Annotated in this window: 18 protein-coding genes; 11 read left to right on the forward strand and 7 right to left on the reverse strand. The window is 60.4% G+C overall.

Translation table 11 applies throughout. The features are described 5' to 3' along the window. Window positions 1-75: 75 nt before the first annotated feature. The gene (locus JWU58_RS15890; protein ID WP_039758903.1) at window positions 76-327 is read left to right on the forward strand and encodes a DUF2790 domain-containing protein; all 252 of its coding nucleotides are present in this window, start codon (window positions 76-78) and stop codon (window positions 325-327) included. Window positions 328-396: 69 nt separating this feature from the next. Here JWU58_RS15890 and JWU58_RS15895 read toward each other — a convergent pair whose 3' ends face one another. Further along, window positions 397-1,323 (reverse strand): LysR family transcriptional regulator, encoded by a 927-nt coding sequence (locus JWU58_RS15895; protein WP_206422198.1) that lies wholly within the window; start codon window positions 1,321-1,323, stop codon window positions 397-399. Between the two features lie 211 nt (window positions 1,324-1,534). On the opposite strand from JWU58_RS15895, the gene JWU58_RS15900 reads away from it, so the two are divergent. The 3 genes from JWU58_RS15900 to JWU58_RS15910 are packed head-to-tail and all read left to right on the forward strand — an operon-like array spanning window position 1,535 to window position 4,317. After that, window positions 1,535-2,971, forward strand: a complete 1,437-nt coding sequence (locus tag JWU58_RS15900) for an NAD-dependent succinate-semialdehyde dehydrogenase (RefSeq protein ID WP_206420509.1) — start codon at window positions 1,535-1,537, stop codon at window positions 2,969-2,971. 10 nt (window positions 2,972-2,981) lie between these two features. Continuing rightward, a complete protein-coding gene (locus JWU58_RS15905; RefSeq protein ID WP_206420510.1) occupies window positions 2,982-3,314 on the forward strand; it encodes a carboxymuconolactone decarboxylase family protein in 333 nt (110 codons plus the stop codon). Window position 3,315: 1 nt separating this feature from the next. After that, a complete protein-coding gene (locus tag JWU58_RS15910; protein ID WP_206420511.1) occupies window positions 3,316-4,317 on the forward strand; it encodes an NAD(P)H-quinone oxidoreductase in 1,002 nt (333 codons plus the stop codon). Window positions 4,318-4,376: 59 nt separating this feature from the next. Here the strand turns inward: JWU58_RS15910 and JWU58_RS15915 are convergent, their stop codons facing one another. Next, complete coding sequence (locus JWU58_RS15915; RefSeq protein ID WP_016774346.1) at window positions 4,377-4,769, reverse strand: carboxymuconolactone decarboxylase family protein; 393 nt, start codon at window positions 4,767-4,769, stop codon at window positions 4,377-4,379. Between the two features lie 70 nt (window positions 4,770-4,839). Continuing rightward, complete coding sequence (locus tag JWU58_RS15920; protein ID WP_016774345.1) at window positions 4,840-5,226, reverse strand: MerR family transcriptional regulator; 387 nt, start codon at window positions 5,224-5,226, stop codon at window positions 4,840-4,842. Between the two features lie 209 nt (window positions 5,227-5,435). Here JWU58_RS15920 and JWU58_RS15925 point away from each other — a divergent pair, with 209 nt between their 5' ends. The 4 genes from JWU58_RS15925 to JWU58_RS15940 all read left to right on the forward strand — a co-directional run bounded on the left by JWU58_RS15925 (window position 5,436) and on the right by JWU58_RS15940 (window position 8,628). Continuing rightward, a complete protein-coding gene (locus JWU58_RS15925) occupies window positions 5,436-5,768 on the forward strand; it encodes a hypothetical protein (protein WP_016774344.1) in 333 nt (110 codons plus the stop codon). A gap of 186 nt (window positions 5,769-5,954) precedes the next feature. Continuing rightward, window positions 5,955-6,779: an oxidoreductase gene (locus JWU58_RS15930; RefSeq protein WP_206420512.1), complete on the forward strand. Its 825-nt coding sequence runs from the start codon at window positions 5,955-5,957 to the stop codon at window positions 6,777-6,779. 229 nt (window positions 6,780-7,008) lie between these two features. Continuing rightward, window positions 7,009-7,950 carry an AraC family transcriptional regulator gene (locus JWU58_RS15935; RefSeq protein WP_206420513.1) on the forward strand — a complete coding sequence of 314 codons (942 nt, stop codon included), beginning with the start codon at window positions 7,009-7,011 and terminating at the stop codon, window positions 7,948-7,950. Window positions 7,951-7,998: 48 nt separating this feature from the next. After that, on the forward strand, window positions 7,999-8,628 hold the full coding sequence (locus JWU58_RS15940) for a DUF3885 domain-containing protein (protein WP_206420514.1): 630 nt from the start codon (window positions 7,999-8,001) through the stop codon (window positions 8,626-8,628). Between the two features lie 7 nt (window positions 8,629-8,635). Here the strand turns inward: JWU58_RS15940 and JWU58_RS15945 are convergent, their stop codons facing one another. Beyond that, window positions 8,636-9,091 (reverse strand): GNAT family N-acetyltransferase, encoded by a 456-nt coding sequence (locus JWU58_RS15945; RefSeq protein WP_024012608.1) that lies wholly within the window; start codon window positions 9,089-9,091, stop codon window positions 8,636-8,638. Window positions 9,092-9,223: 132 nt separating this feature from the next. On the opposite strand from JWU58_RS15945, the gene JWU58_RS15950 reads away from it, so the two are divergent. Then, on the forward strand, window positions 9,224-9,637 hold the full coding sequence (locus JWU58_RS15950; RefSeq protein WP_130888041.1) for a PaaI family thioesterase: 414 nt from the start codon (window positions 9,224-9,226) through the stop codon (window positions 9,635-9,637). Between the two features lie 11 nt (window positions 9,638-9,648). Here the strand turns inward: JWU58_RS15950 and JWU58_RS15955 are convergent, their stop codons facing one another. Further along, the gene (locus tag JWU58_RS15955) at window positions 9,649-10,107 is read right to left on the reverse strand and encodes a winged helix-turn-helix transcriptional regulator (RefSeq protein ID WP_016774338.1); all 459 of its coding nucleotides are present in this window, start codon (window positions 10,105-10,107) and stop codon (window positions 9,649-9,651) included. A gap of 93 nt (window positions 10,108-10,200) precedes the next feature. On the opposite strand from JWU58_RS15955, the gene JWU58_RS15960 reads away from it, so the two are divergent. Beyond that, window positions 10,201-11,142 carry an aromatic alcohol reductase gene (locus tag JWU58_RS15960; protein ID WP_024012605.1) on the forward strand — a complete coding sequence of 314 codons (942 nt, stop codon included), beginning with the start codon at window positions 10,201-10,203 and terminating at the stop codon, window positions 11,140-11,142. A 35-nt stretch (window positions 11,143-11,177) separates the two neighbouring features. Here the strand turns inward: JWU58_RS15960 and JWU58_RS15965 are convergent, their stop codons facing one another. Further along, window positions 11,178-12,722, reverse strand: a complete 1,545-nt coding sequence (locus tag JWU58_RS15965; protein ID WP_206420515.1) for a GMC family oxidoreductase — start codon at window positions 12,720-12,722, stop codon at window positions 11,178-11,180. Between the two features lie 26 nt (window positions 12,723-12,748). Next, window positions 12,749-13,522, reverse strand: a complete 774-nt coding sequence (locus JWU58_RS15970; protein WP_206420516.1) for an alpha/beta fold hydrolase — start codon at window positions 13,520-13,522, stop codon at window positions 12,749-12,751. Window positions 13,523-13,610: 88 nt separating this feature from the next. Here JWU58_RS15970 and JWU58_RS15975 point away from each other — a divergent pair, with 88 nt between their 5' ends. After that, window positions 13,611-15,050, forward strand: a complete 1,440-nt coding sequence (locus JWU58_RS15975) for an HD domain-containing phosphohydrolase (protein WP_123442735.1) — start codon at window positions 13,611-13,613, stop codon at window positions 15,048-15,050. Window positions 15,051-15,060 lie beyond the last annotated feature (10 nt).

The raw sequence follows: 15,060 nt of genomic DNA on the forward strand, positions 1-15,060 counted from the left end.
GCCTGTTTCCCCCGCCAGCCGCCGCATAGAGTTCGTTCCAGCAACACACTCAACTTCAGCAAAGGAACATCCTCCATGAAAGTCTCAATGCTCGTCCTCGCACTCTTCGGCTTCAGCTCGGTGGTCATGGCTCAGGACTCGACTACCACGCCACCCGTCGAGCAATACACCTACGCCAGTCACCTCGACGTCGCCAAAATCATCTCGGAAGATCCCGTGCCGGATGTCTGCGCTGTAGTGCCGGTGCACATGACTTATCAGGATTCCCAAGGCAAACAGCACATCCTGCAATACGAGGTCATGGGCAGCGGCTGCAGCAACGGTTGATCGGGCCAATACCTCGCACACCCATTGCGTCTCAGAGTTGGCTCGCTGAGACGCAAATGCTTCACCGCTTCAATCGATAAGCGCCTGAGCAGTGCTCGCCAACTGCGCGCCGACCCGGGTTTTCAAGGTATCGATGAATCGCGTGATCTTCGCATCGACAAACTGGCGAGACGTGTAGACCGCGTAAACATTGCGCTCGTAGGTGTGGTAATCGGGCAGCACCCGCACCAGCCTGCCGGTACGCAAATCGTCGATCGCCGTGAAGCCTGCCAACAGACCAATCCCCACCCCTTCGCGAATGGCCACGGCCATTGCGTCCATATCGTTCACGCTGAAACTCGGCCCGCTCGGAATGAAAGTCGCATCGCCCGCCTTGCTTTTGAGCTGCCATTCATCGCGCACGTAATCCACCGTACCGAGCAGCAGGCATTGATGATCGCAAAGCTGCTCCGGCGTTTTGGGTGCGCCATGCCGCGCCAGGTATTCCGGGGAGGCCACCAGTACACAGTGACTGACGCCGATCTTCTGGCTGACATACGCCGAATCCGGCAGCGTTCGCGCGATCAGAATGGACACGTCCAACTGATCCTCAAGCAGATTGGGCATGCGTTGGGAGAGCATCAAATCGACGGTCACTTCGGGAAACGCCTGGCGATATTTCAGCACCGCGCCGGTCACCAGTTGCCTGGCCAGTCCGGGCACGCAGTGCACCCGTAACGTCCCTCGTGGTTGCAAGGCGGCATTGCTCGCCTCGGCTTCGGCGCTTTCCAGGTCAGCGAGAATCTTCACACAGCGCTCATAAAACCGCCGGCCCGCATCGGTCACCGAGAGACGCCGGGTCGAGCGTTGCAACAGGCGGGTGTCGAGTACGTTTTCCAACGCCGAGACCGCACGCGATACGTTACCGACGGTGGAGTCGAGATGGTTGGCCACGGCAGTGAAACTGCCCATCTCGACTACCTTGATGTACACCGACATGTTTGAAAGTTTGTCCATCCTGATCGTCCTGTAGAACTGCCACTCACTGCGGATAAGGACGGATGCTACACGCTCGCCCCTGCGCTCGATATTACCTTCTGGGACAACAATGATTCCCTCGTGGCCGGCTAAATCAAACGGCACGCCTTCCATAGACTGGATTCCACGGGACGCCTGAACCACTGCGTGCAAGGCGCCGAATGAATCCTCAACCATGAAGGCGACATCCATGAACACTCCTTACGATCCGCTCTATCTTTTCATCGGTGGTCAATGGCTTACCGCCCAAGACCGCGCTACCGCTGCCGTGGTCAACCCGGCGACCGGCGAGGAACTCGGCCAGGTGCCACTGGCCACCGCCGAAGACCTGGATCACGCCCTCGAAGTGGCCCGAGTGAGCTTCGACCAATGGCGCCAGACCGTGCCGGACCAGCGCGCAAAAATCCTCAAGCGCGCCGCCGACCTGATCCTCGAACGCGCCCCGCACATCGCTGCGCAAATGACGCTGGAAGAAGGCAAGCCACTGCGCGAAAGCCTCGATGAAGTGACCCGTGCGGCGGAATATTTCGAGTGGTTCGCCGAAAGCGCAAGACGCATCGACGGCCGTGTCGTCCCGGCCAATCGTCCGGGTGTACTGCAACTGGTCAAACGCCAAGCCATCGGCCCTGTGGCAGCGTTCACACCGTGGAATTTCCCGGCCATCACCCCGGCGCGCAAGCTCTCCGCAGCGCTGGCCGCCGGTTGCAGCGTGGTGCTCAAGCCCGGCGAGGAAAGCCCTTCCACCGCGCTGGCCCTGGCCCGGGCGCTGGACGATGCCGGTTTGCCCAAAGGCGTGCTGCAAGTGGTGTTCGGTGTGCCGGATCAAGTGTCCAGCCATTTGATTGCCTCACCGATCATTCGCAAAGTGACCTTCACCGGTTCGGTGCCGATCGGTCGGCTGCTTTCGGCCCGCGCTGCCGAAGGCGTCAAGCCGATCACTCTGGAACTGGGCGGCCACGGCCCGGTGCTGGTGTTTGCCGACGCCGACATCGAAAAGGCTGCTGTGGAAGGCGTCGCCAATCGCTTTCGCGGCACCGGCCAGGTGTGCATTTCCTCGACTCGTTTTCTTATCCAGCGTGAGGCCTACGCCGAGTTTGTCGAGCACTTCGTCGCAGCCACCCAAGCGTTGAAAATCGGCGATGGCATGGATCCGCAAACCCAGGTCGGCCCTCTGGCCAACCCACGGCAACTGGCGAAGATGGAACAACTGATCGCCGACGCCGTCGAGAAAGGCGCACGGGTGCTGGCCGGCGGTGAAGCGTTGCCGGGCGCAGGCTTCTTCTTTCAGCCCACCGTATTGGCCGATGTGCCGATGAGTGCGCGAATCATGCACGAAGAACCCTTTGGCCCCATCGCGATACTGATGCCTTTCGATGAGTTAAGCGACGGCCTGCAAGAAGCCAACCGCCTGCCCTACGGCCTCTCGGCCTACGCGTTCACTTCCAATGCGCGCACCGCGATCGACGTCGCCGATGGCCTGGAAGCCGGAATGATCGGCATCAACCAGTACCGCATCGTCGCCACCGAACTGCCGTTCGGCGGCATGAAGGAAAGCGGCCACGGTTCCGAAGGCGGCATCGAAGGCATCGAGCACTATCTCACCAACAAATTCATCAGCCAGGTTTAAGGGGATTTCCATGTCGACTATCGATTTCAGCAGCCCACGCGAAGCCGCCCGCGCCTTCACCCCGAAACTGGCGCAATTCGTGGACTCAACGCTGTACCCGCAGATCTGGAGTGACCCCGCCTTGTCACCCCGCGAGCGCAGCCTGATCACTGTCGCCGCGCTGATTGCCGGCGGCCACTGTGAAGAATTGCCCGCGCACCTGCGCCGCGCTGTCAGCAATGGCGTGAGCCATGAAGAGTTGTCGGCGACGATCACTCACCTGGCCTTTTACGTCGGTTTCCCGGGCGCCATCACTGCCTCGGCCATCGCCAATGCCACCCTTGCCGACACGGAGCAACGCTGAGATGAAAGCCATCAACCTGAAAGCATTCGGTTCGGCAGAAGTGCTGCAACTCGGCGAAGCGCCCAACCCTGAAGTACGCCCGACCGACCTGCTGGTGCGCGTCTACGCGGCCGGCGTGAACCGTGCCGACCTGACCCACCGAACCGGCGGCTACGGCCACGCGAACTTCGGCGACTCGTTGATCATCGGTCTGGAGATTGCCGGGGAAGTGCTGGAGACCGGCAGTGAGGTGAGCGGATTCGCCGTCGGCGACCGGGTAATGGGCGTGGTCGGCGGTGGCGCCTACGCCGAACTGGCGCGCATCGACTACCGCATGGCCATGCCGATTCCGGCGCAGCTCGACTATGTGCACGCCGCGGCGATTCCCGAAGTGTTCGTCACCGCCCACGAAGCGATGCTGCACCTGGCCCGACTCAAGTCAGGCGACTCAGTGCTGATCCATGCCGCCGCCGGCGGCGTCGGCTCCGCTGCCGTGCAACTGGCCTACGCCACAGGCGCCACGGTGTACGCGACCACCGAGGGCGGCAAGCTGTCGCGCGTCGAACATCTGGGCGCCGACGTGGCCATCGACTACAAGACCGAGGATTTCGCCGCAGTCATCGCCGACAAAACCAACGGGCGCGGCGTCGATGTGATCATTGATTTTATCGGCGCGCCCTACTTCGCCCGCAACATCGCCTCGCTGGCCCACGGCGGCCGCCTGGTCCAGGTCGGCACTCTTGGTGGCGGCGGCAAGGTCGACGTGGAGCTGGAGCACATCCTCTACCGACATCTGCAAATCATCGGCACGGTGATGAAGTCGCGCACCCAGCCGGAGAAGCACGCGATGATCCAGCGCTTTCGCGACCACTGGCTGAAACGCTTCGCCGGCGCTGCGAGTCTGGAACCGGTGGTGGACAGCACCTTTCCGTTGTCCCGCGCAGCCGATGCCCATCGGCGGATGGAGTCTTCGCAGAATGTCGGGAAGATTATTCTGACGATGCGGCCGGAGGATTTGCGCTAAGGCAGGTCGATCAAATCTGGCCTTGCACCGTCCTGTTGCAAGGTCAGCGGCCAGCGCACTCAAGACTTAACACTGATCCCGCGAGCAGCAAAGACTTCACGCGCAGCCGTTATACCGTTCAAGGCGCTGGGAAACCCTGCGTATACCGTCATTTGCAAGATCACATCGACCACCGCCTCCGGTGTGCACCCGACGTTCAGGGCACCGCCGATATGCACTTTCAGTTGTGGCTGTGCGTTGCCCAGTGCGGTCAGTGCCGCAACGGTTGCCAGCTCACGAGTGCAGTGATCGAGCCCGGGGCGGGCGAAGACATCGCCGTAGGCAAAACTCAGAATCCAGTCCGCAAGCTCTGGAGCAGTATCCTTCAATGAATCAACCACTGCCTGACCAGGTCCGCCAGTAATCTGCGTCAGAGCGGCTTCTCCGCGCGCTCGACGATCAGTCATCTCCACGGGCGCTGCGACACTGGTCACGCTGGCGCCGATCAATGTGGCGGACAGCAAACGATTGAAACCGGGAAGTTTACGGATCATGGTGATGCTCCTTTTGCTCGAGTTGGTGATAGATCTGAATCTTGTTATCCAGAACCTCCAGGGACTGGCTCAACTGGCTGATCTGCGCTTGCACGTCCCGGCGATGCTGCTCGAGAAGTTCGCGGCGTTCTGCCAGGGTCGAGTCGCCTGATCGACGCAATTCGGCATACCGCAGCATTTGCTGGATCGGCATTCCGGTCGCCTTCAACCTGAGCAGAAACTCGGCCCACAGCACATCCTTCTCGGCGTACACCCGGTGGCCATTGCCACCGCGCCCAACCGGATCGAACAGCCCGATGCGCTCGTAATAGCGGATCGTGTGCGCGCTCAAATCAAGGCGCTTGGCCAACTTTGAAATTGTCAGTTCTGGATTCATGTCATCACCGTAAAGGTTTGAGCGCGCTCTAAGTCAATGGCTATTTTCCATCAAGCAGAATCAGGCAAATCGCCGACAGTATCCGCTTAACGCCGACACCGCCCTGCCCCCTAATCTGAACCCATGCAGAACACACTACTGCAACGGGTTAACCAGAGCCTGATCTGAACGACCCGGACCTCAATCGAAATTTGACCGGAGTCACCGCCATGAAAACTGTAAGCCAACTGATCGCCGTCGCCACCTTCGCCCTCAGCGCCAGCGCATTCGCCGTACCGAGCAATCAGGAAGATCGTTTCTTCACCCAGGTCAGCGAACCACAGCAGACTGTTGCTGCCGATGGCTCGGAACGTACGCCCCAAGGCCAGGCTCTGGCTGAAAACGGCCGCAACCGCCTCGAGGAACACGGCCTGGTTGAAGACGGTTATGACAAGACCCCACAAGGCCAGGCCATCGCTGCCGACGGCTCAGACCGCACCCCGCTGGGTGAGGCCCTCGCCGCTGATGGATCGGACCGTACACCGGGTCGTCGCGCAGCTTAAGCGCGTGTTGCCGAGACAAGAAAAGTCCTGCGGGTTTGAAACCCGCAGGACTTTTCCTTTTTTTGAGGCAAGACCTGGAAAACCCTATTGATAGGAACAGGCAATACTTCGATCCGATTCGGCATCGTCCGCCAGCGTTATCCGCCCTAGCATGACTTCTCTAATTGCCTGCTGGAGTACAGATTCATGAAGACCCTTTTCATCACCGGTGTTAGCAGCGGCTTCGGCCAGGCGCTGGCCAAGGAAGCGCTCGCTCAAGGTCACAGGATTATCGGCACAGTGCGCAGTGAATCCGCTCTGGCAGCCTTCGAAGCGCTGTCGCCCGAGCGCGCGCATGGGGTGGTGCTGGACGTTACCGATTTCGATGCCATCGATGGGGTGGTTGCATCAGTGGAGGATCGTCACGGCCCGGTGGACGTGCTGGTCAACAACGCAGGTTATGGCCATGAGGGGATTTTTGAAGAGTGCTCTCTGGAAGAAATGCGCCGCCAGTTCGACGTCAACGTGTTCGGCGCGGTGGCGGTGACCAAGGCGTTCGTCGCGTATTTCCGCCAGCGCCGCGCGGGGCATATCCTCAATATCACTTCGATGGGCGGCCATATCACCATGCCCGGGATCGCGTACTACTGCGGCAGCAAGTTCGCTCTGGAGGGGATTTCTGACACCTTGAGCAAGGAGCTTGCGCCCTTCAATATTTTTGTCACCGCTGTGGCGCCGGGGTCATTTCGCACCGACTGGGCAGGCCGCTCGATGCAGCGCACGCCGCGTAGCATCAGCGACTACGATGCAAGCTTCGATCCGGTGCGCAAGGCTCGAGAGGAGAAAAGTGGCCATCAGTTGGGCGATCCGCAGAAAGCTGCACGGGTCATGCTGACGATTATCGACAGTCCAAACCCGCCGGCTCACCTGCTATTGGGCAGTGATGCGCTGGCGCTGGTGCGTGACAAATTGCAGCGCACGGCGGAGAGTATTGAGCAATGGGCAGCGCTTAGCCGCTCGACGGATGGCTGAAAGTCAAAAGCACCCTCACCCCAGCCCTCTCCCGGAGGGAGAGGGAGCCGATCGCGGGTGGATTCAACCCCGCGTTCGGCACGATATTACAGGTCGGCGTAGTACCAGAAAGCACCACGGTCAGTCCCCTCTCCCTCTGGGAGAGGGCTAGGGTGAGGGCTCTGTCTGACACCCCGCCAATCAGCCAGACAGGTTCAAACCCGCCTTTTCACAAGGAAACCCACAGCCCATGCCGAAACCGAAAGACCTCATCACAGCGCGCATGGTCCAGTTAATGAGCCAGCTCGCCCCGCTGGAGGGTTACAACCTGAGCCCGCTAGACGATGTGCGTTTCCTGCGTTCCAACCGACCGCTGACCCGCACGCCGGTGTTGTACGAACCGGGCGTGGTGATCCTTTGTCAGGGGCGTAAACGCGGCTATCTCGGCGATGAAATCTATGTCTACGACGCCCAGCATTATCTGGTGGTGTCGGTGCCGGTACCCTTCACCATGGAAACCGACGCCAGCGAAGCCGAGCCAATGCTCGCGGTGTACGTGCGCCTGGATTTCGCTTTGGCTGGCGAGCTGATTCAGCAGGTCGATGAACTGTGGGATTTCCCCAGATCCCAACCGATGGGCATGTACGCCTCGCCGCTCGACGAACCGCTACGCCGGTCAACCCTGCGTTTTCTTGAAGTGATGAGCGACGATGCCGACGCGCAAATCCTCGGCCCGGCGATGCTGCGCGAGCTCTACTACCGCATCCTCACCGGCGAACAAGGTGGCACCCTGCGCGCCGCCATCGCCCAACAACGCCAGTTCGGCAAAGTGACCCGCGCCATCCACAAGATCCACAGCTGTTATCACCAACATCTCGACGTAGAGACCCTGGCAGAGGAAGCGCAGATGAGCGTGCCGAATTTTCACCTGCACTTTCGCAAGGTTACCGATTCCTCGCCGATGCAGTATCTGAAGTCGACGCGGCTGCACCAGGCGCGATTGCTGATGCTGCGTAACGACCTGACTGCGGCAAAAACTGCATTTCTGGTCGGCTACGAAAGCGCCTCACAATTCAGCCGCGACTTCAAACGCCTCTTCGGCCGCACACCCCTGGCGGAAGTTGCGTGGATGAAACAGGCCTATGCGCTGCCGGCACCGACGACTGCTTCGCCGTTTGTGTCGTCGCACTGACTTCACCCGCGTCTTGAACAAACAGAAATCCACATTGAAGGGAAGAAAGTGAATCTGAGAGCTGAGATCGAAAACGCATTTGGACCCCAGGCATTCGCCCGCCCGCTTTTCTATTCCTGGCCCGGAGGATTGCGTTTCGAACTCTCCGAAACGGGCGGAATGATCGAGCAATTCCTGACCGCTATGCGCAAATCCATAACCATCTGCGGCGACGTTTTCCAAGGGGACGAATCGTTTGTCGCATGCCTGCGCATTCATTCCGGTCGCAATCGATTCGCCCATCGCAGTACTCTTCGCGCCCTTAAATCTGCTGGCATCGATACTCCATCAGCGCTGTGCATCTGGAGCGAAGAAATAGATAACGAAGAATGGTTCAGTGAGGAAGAGCCGGAATATTGGGTCAACGTCGCCTTCGAAGCGTCTGTGGCGAGCATTCAAGCATTACTCTGGTGCGCATTGGCCAAGGACTTCGGTGCTATCCAACCGCGTGCGAACTGTGCTGTCTACCTGTTCAATCTGCCCAAGCGAGTCATGGTCTTTCCCTATGACGACCGAGGCATGGACGTGGTTGGAGCCAACACCGAACTACTTTTGCAGCTTTATCAACGATATCATGCCTGGTTGCTCGACCATGACCGCGCAGCGATGGAAGCCACATTCGGCAGGCTGAAACGTTAGGTGAACGCTATCGTTTCAACTTCTTCGCCATGATGATCGTGCGCTCCGTCTGATGAAACTCATCTCTGATTTTCTTGAAGCCGAGCGAAGCATAGAAGCCTTCTGCGGTGACTGAGGAAGGAACGCGCAGCAGATTGAAACCTGTGTCCATGGCGAGTGATTGAATGCTCTTCATCAGCTGTCTTCCGACACCCATTCCTTGAAAGTCCGGGTCGACAAAAACGCTTCGAACAACGTCTCGATCGAGACTTGCCGTTGCGACGATTTGACTGTCGAGCGTAGCGACCAGCACCTGACGCTCAGTCAAAAAACGAAGGATCTTCGAGGGCGAAAAACTTTCAATCACTCGATCGATGATTTCGGGAGGATAGTCCCGAGCATTGCTCTCACGGAGCGTCTTGATGATCGTTTCACTGATAGCCGATGCATCCGCATCTCTCGCGATGTGAATTTGAATATCCACCCAGTAGCTCCTTGCTTGTCCGCTCCGTGTACAGCACTTATCGCAGCAAATTCCCCATCCGCATAGTGCTTGCCCCCTTCTGTGTTTCCCCGCCCAATCAAACAGGTCAGCCACCTGCATCAGGATGGGATCATGAACACCACGGCCATTCCCGAAGGTTTCACACCATTCACCCGCAGCAGTCCGTTGCTGGATCTGCTCGGCCCGATCTACGCCAGAGGCCACGGCCTGCAATTGGAACTGGGCTTGCTGACCGACTCCCGCCACGCCAATGGTCGCGGCACTTTGCATGGTGGTGTATTGGCGACTTTGGCCGATGTCGGGATGGGCTACGCCATGGCCTTTTCCAGCGATCCGCCGCAGCCGTTGATTACGGCGAGCATGACCCTGGATTATCTCGGGGCGGTGCAAATCAACGAGTGGCTCGAAGTGCGTCTTGAACACTCCAAAAAGGGCCGCCAACTGGCGTTTGCTGGCGTCAGTCTGCACGTAGGTGAGCGAACGGTCGCGCGCGCCAGTGCCGTGTTCGCGGTGCCGCTGAGCTGAAGCGCGAAACCTCAGTCTGACGCTTCAGAATCATCCCGCGCTGGAACAGGAATTTGCCATGAGGGTTTCTTGCCGACCTGGCTATCGAACGTGCGTCGCGCTTGGCGGAAACCCTCGACGTTTTCCACCACCCAAGTCCAGATCGGCGACATCCGCACCAGCAAGCCCATGCCCAATGGCGTCAGCTCGTACTCGACGTGCGGCGGCACCTGGTCGAGCTCGCGCCGGGTCAGCAGGCCGTCGCGTTCCAGCGCACGCAGGGTTTTGGTCAACATGCGCTGAGTCACGCCGGTCATCTGCCGTTTGATCTCAGCGTGACGCATCGTGCCGTACACCCCCAAGGCATGCAGGATGCCCAAAGACCAGCGACTGCCGGCGTGCGCGAGCACTTCGCGGCGCACGCCATCATCGTCTCGTCTGAGCGTCTGGCAGATTGCTTCTGCCTCACTGAGCGCTTGCTGATCAGTCATTTCTTCACTTGGTATCACGCGTGTGCCTTCTTCTGAGTGCTGCCCGATCGTGCCAGCATTTGCCGATCTTACATGCAGATCTCAGGAGACATCATGACCGAATTGAGCCACCCTTCCCCGCAATCCATTCTTGTCCTGGGCGCAGGCGAACTCGGCCTGCCGGTTTTGCGCAACCTTGCGCGAGTGGCAAAGCGCTCGCCCGGCAGCACGATCAGCGTCCTGCTCAGGGCCTCGACGATCGACAGTCAGTTGCCGGCAAAGAAAGCCGAAATCGATGAACTGCGCAGTCTCGGCGTGCAGATGGTGGCGGCAGATCTGGTCAACGATTCGATCGACCAACTGGCCGAAGTCTTCGCACCTTTCGATACCGTCATCGGCTGCGCCGGCATGGTCGCTGGTCGTGAGACGCCGATGAAGCTGGCGACCGCTGCGCTCAAGTCGGGCATCAAACGCTACTTTCCCTGGCAGTTTGGCGTGGACTTCGAAGTGATCGGCCGGGGCAGTCCGCAGGATCTGTTCGATGCTCAGCTCGACGTGCGCGAACTGCTGCGCGCGCAGGACAAAACCGAATGGGTGATCATCTCGACCGGCATGTTTACCAGTTTCCTCTTCGAGCCGGTGTTTGAAGTCGTTGATTTCGACAACGACACCGTTAACGCCCTGGGCAGCCTGGACACCAGCGTGACGCTGACGACCCCGGACGACATCGGCAAACTGACTGCAGAAATCGTTTTCTTCGAACCGCCTTTTCGCAACGAGATCGTGTATCTGTCGGGCGACACGCTGACCTATGATCAGGTCGCGGGCCTTCTCGAACGCGTGCTCGGACGGCCCTTCAAGCGTAACGTCTGGACGGTGCCGCACCTGATGCAGGAACTGGAAAAAGACCCCACTCACCACATCAAAAAATACCGCGCGGTGTTTGCCCAAGGTCGAGGTGTGGCGTGGCCGAAAGCGGGCACGTTCAATGAGCAGCGGGCGATACAGGTCACGACGGCCGAGCAGTGGGCGCGGGAAAATCTTGCGAACGAGTGAAAGCAGATTTTGCGCAGCGGGGCGTTGTGGGCGCTTTATACTCCCGCAAGCACCAGCTCCGCTGCCCGCTCACCAATAACGACACACGGCGCCATCGTGTTGCCAACGGTAATGCGCGGCATGATCGAGGCATCTGCAACGCGCAGCCCATCGATCCCGTACACGCGCAATTGGTGGTCAACCACCGACAGCGCATCGCGGCCCATTTTTGCCGTACACGACAGGTGCCAGTAGGTCATCGCCGAGTTGCGGATGAACTGTTCCATAGCGCGACGCTCTCTGGGACCGGGCACGACTTCGCGCTTGATCAGCCCATTGAAGGCCTGGCTGTTGCCGAGTGCGCGGCACAGTTCGATCGACGCATATGCCGCTGCCATGTCCTCGGGTTCACTCAGCGAGTTCGGCTCAATGATCGGTGCATCCAGCGGCCCTGCACCCGATAGCCGCAGGCGTCCGCGACTGGCCGGTCTGGCCAACCCGGCGAACATCGTCCAACCATGTTCCGGCGGTTGAATGGCGACCTCAGGCGGAGACGGTACCGCAAATGCCAGCTGACACTGCAACAGATCCGGGGCTTCCAGGCGACTGTCGCTTTTCCAGTACAAGGTGGTTTCGCATCCGCTGCCAGCGACCGCCTGGGGTTGTCGGTACTCCCACGTACACCCGAAAGCCAGGTGATCCTGCAAATTCTCGCCGACACCGGGCAAATGAACGACCGGTGCGATGCCGTGTTTTCGCAGTTCATCCGCCGGACCGATGCCCGACTGCATGAGCACTTTCGGTGATTGCACCGCGCCCATGGACAGAACGACTTCAGATGCGGCATGAAAGCGGCGCCGCTCGCCGGCGATCAACACTTCGACACCGACGGCCCGGGTGCCGACCAGCAACACGCGGGTCACCAACGCCCCGGTCAGCACCGTCAGGTTCGGACAGTGCAAGCGTGGCCGGATGTAGGCGTCGTAAACCGACTCGCGCTTGCCCTGTTTGATGCGCAAGTCGGTGACAGCGATCCCTCCTGCGCCTTCCATCATCTCGCCATTGGGACTGTCGAATCGTGGGATGCCCAGATCGCCACCCGCCTCCAGCGTTGCCAACGCAAGGGGTTGAGGTGTGGCCGGCTGCTCGACATGTACCGGCCCACCTGAACCACGCCGGGTGGCGTCCGGGCTGCCTTGCCAGTTTTCGATCCTGCGGTAGTAATCGAGCACCGATGCGTAGCCCCAGGCCGGGTCGCCAGACTCGGCAGCGAAATGCTCCCAATCGGCGCGATGGCCGCGCGACCAGACCATCACGTTGATGCTCGAACCACCGCCGAGCCCCTTGCCCATGCTCAACGGTAGCCGTCGACCGTTCAAGCGTGGATCGGCTTGGCCCGCGAATGCCCAGTCGCGCGCGGAGCCGAGGTTCAGCGGCCATTGCGCCGGTTCTGTCACCTCGGGGCCCGAATAGTCTTCGCCGGCCTCAATCAGCAGAACTCGTGCGCCTGACTCATCGGCAAGCCGCGCAGCGACCACGCAGCCCGACGTGCCGGCACCACAGACAATGAAGTCATAGTCGTGATCGCTCCGAAGATTCATACGCCCGCTCCCCTTCGATGCCGCGATCACTGTTCAGCAACGCCGTGCACGGCCTGGAGAATCACCGCCGCGACTTGCGCCGGCTGCGACTGCTGCGGGACATGGCTGGACTTCACCTCGGCGAGGGTCGCACCGATGCGCTTGGCGGCAGACCGCTGGACGTCGGGATGAATCATCCGGTCTTCGGTAGCGAGCAGGTACCAGGACGGCTTGGTTTTCCAGGACGAAACGGTGGTTTTATCTTCGAAAGCCGAGGCCTTGATCGGTCCTTGCGTGGCAGTCATGACGGCAGTTTGCGCGGCCGGCAGATCCTGAGCGAAGTCCTTGGCCATGCCTTCGGGGGTCAGATAGAGGAAGCCGTTACCGTCAGCCTTGATCTGACTGATGCCCGGCGGCGTCGGCGCACCTTTGCCCTGTTCGCCACTGGTTTGCCCGGCCTCTGGCGCGAAGGCGGCGACATACACCAGCGCGCTGACTTTCTGGTCGCTGCCAGCCTCGGTGATCACCGTGCCGCCCCACGAGTGACCGACCAGCACCACCTTGCCCTGCTGGTTGTTCAGCGCGCGGCGCGTGGCGGCAACGTCGTCAGCCAGCGAGGTGAGCGGGTTTTGCACAACGGTAACGGCCACGCCTTTGGCTTGCAGCAGTGGCACCACTTTGGCCCAGTCGGAACCGTCGGCGAAGGCGCCGTGTACGATCACCACCGAAGGCGTTGTATCCTGCGCATGGCTGGCGCCGGCCATGAAGGTACTGGCCAGGGCAAAGGCGACGGTGGCGAATTTCGATTTGATTGTTTTCATTGGATGAGCTCCTGTTCGGGAGTTCAGATTCTGCTGACTGGCCTGCGATGTGGGCATCGGTCAATTATCCGACCCCGGGACATTTTTCATGGATAGTGGCTTGCAACTGGACATCTCGCTGGACGGCGCATTGGCAACCATCGCCCAGGTCGGTGACCTCAGCATGGGGCAACCGCTCGGTCACTCCCGGCGCGTTGCCGCTTTGGCGCGGATGCTCGCGCAGGCATGCCACGGCGCCGGTGAGCATTTGCAGGTTGCAGAGCAGATTGCCTTGCTGCGCTGGTCTGGGTGCACGGCCAACGCCGAAGGCTTTGCCGACCTGCTGGGCGACGACGTCGATGGTCGCCGCGCAATGCTCGATCTGACCCTGGGCAATGAACAGATGAACGCGGTGCATCAGGCAACGCCGCTGGCCGTGGTGCACTGTGAAGTGTCCGGTGCAATCGCCAAAACCCTCCAGCTCGGAACCGCCGTCGAAGCGGGCCTGTGTCGGGTGTTCGAAACCTACGACGGCACTGGCCGACCGCTCGGCGTGGCGCATGAACATATCCCGGAGGTCGCCTATCAGGTGGTCATGGCCGGTGATTTGGATATTCTCACTCGCGCTCACGGCCTGGACGCGGCGTTGCGCTGGATCAACGAGCAGTCGGATCGGCGCTATCCAGCGTCGCTGGTGTCGTTGCTGGTGGCCAATGCCAAGGACTGGCTGGCGGATCTGGAAACGCTTTGCACAAAAGTTGAACCCGCGCCTGAGCAGCGTCATGTCTCACTGACTTTGGTCGGAGACATCATTGACTTGAAGCTGCCATGGCTGGCCGGGCATTCGCGTCAGGTCGCGCATGTTGCCATGGAAGCTGCGCGCCTGTGGGGGCTGAGTGAGCCGACGCTGACAGACATTGGCAAGTCCGCGCTGATTTACGGCCTCGGCCGCGCAGCCGTTTCCAATCATCTTTGGAATAGCGCAGGGCCGCTGCCCTACGGTGCGGCAGAGCGAGTGCGCCTGGTGCCTTATTGGACGCAACAGGCGCTCCGACCGGTAGCGGAATTGGCCGCGCCCGCCGAGATAGCCACCCACGCTTATGAACGACTCGACGGCAGCGGCTATTTTCGCGGGGTGGCGGGTGATGCACTGAATGCCGGACATCGGCTGTTCGCCACCTCGGTCGCCTGGGTGGCGTTGAGGCAAGCCCGGCCCTGGCGATCAGCCCACGACGAAACCGCAGCAGCCACGCTACTCAAACAGGATGCCGGCCGTGATCTGTTCGATAACGATGTCTGCGAAGCGGTCATTGCTGCCGCCAGTGGCGAGCGCCGCGTGCGGCAACCCAAGCCTTCGCTGCTGACAGCCCGTGAGTGCCGCATTCTCCTGGAAATCAGCCGTGGCGCCAGCAACAAACAAGTCGCGCAACTGTTGGCTATCAGTCCGAGCACGGTGCGCACGCACATGGAAAGCATCTTTCGCAAACTGCAATGTTCGACCCGGGCAGCCGCCACTCTGAAGGGGCTGACACTGGGCTTGATCGCCTGAGTCCACCCGG

It is taken from the genome of Pseudomonas atacamensis, from assembly GCF_017167965.1.
Lineage (GTDB): Bacteria > Pseudomonadota > Gammaproteobacteria > Pseudomonadales > Pseudomonadaceae > Aquipseudomonas > Aquipseudomonas atacamensis.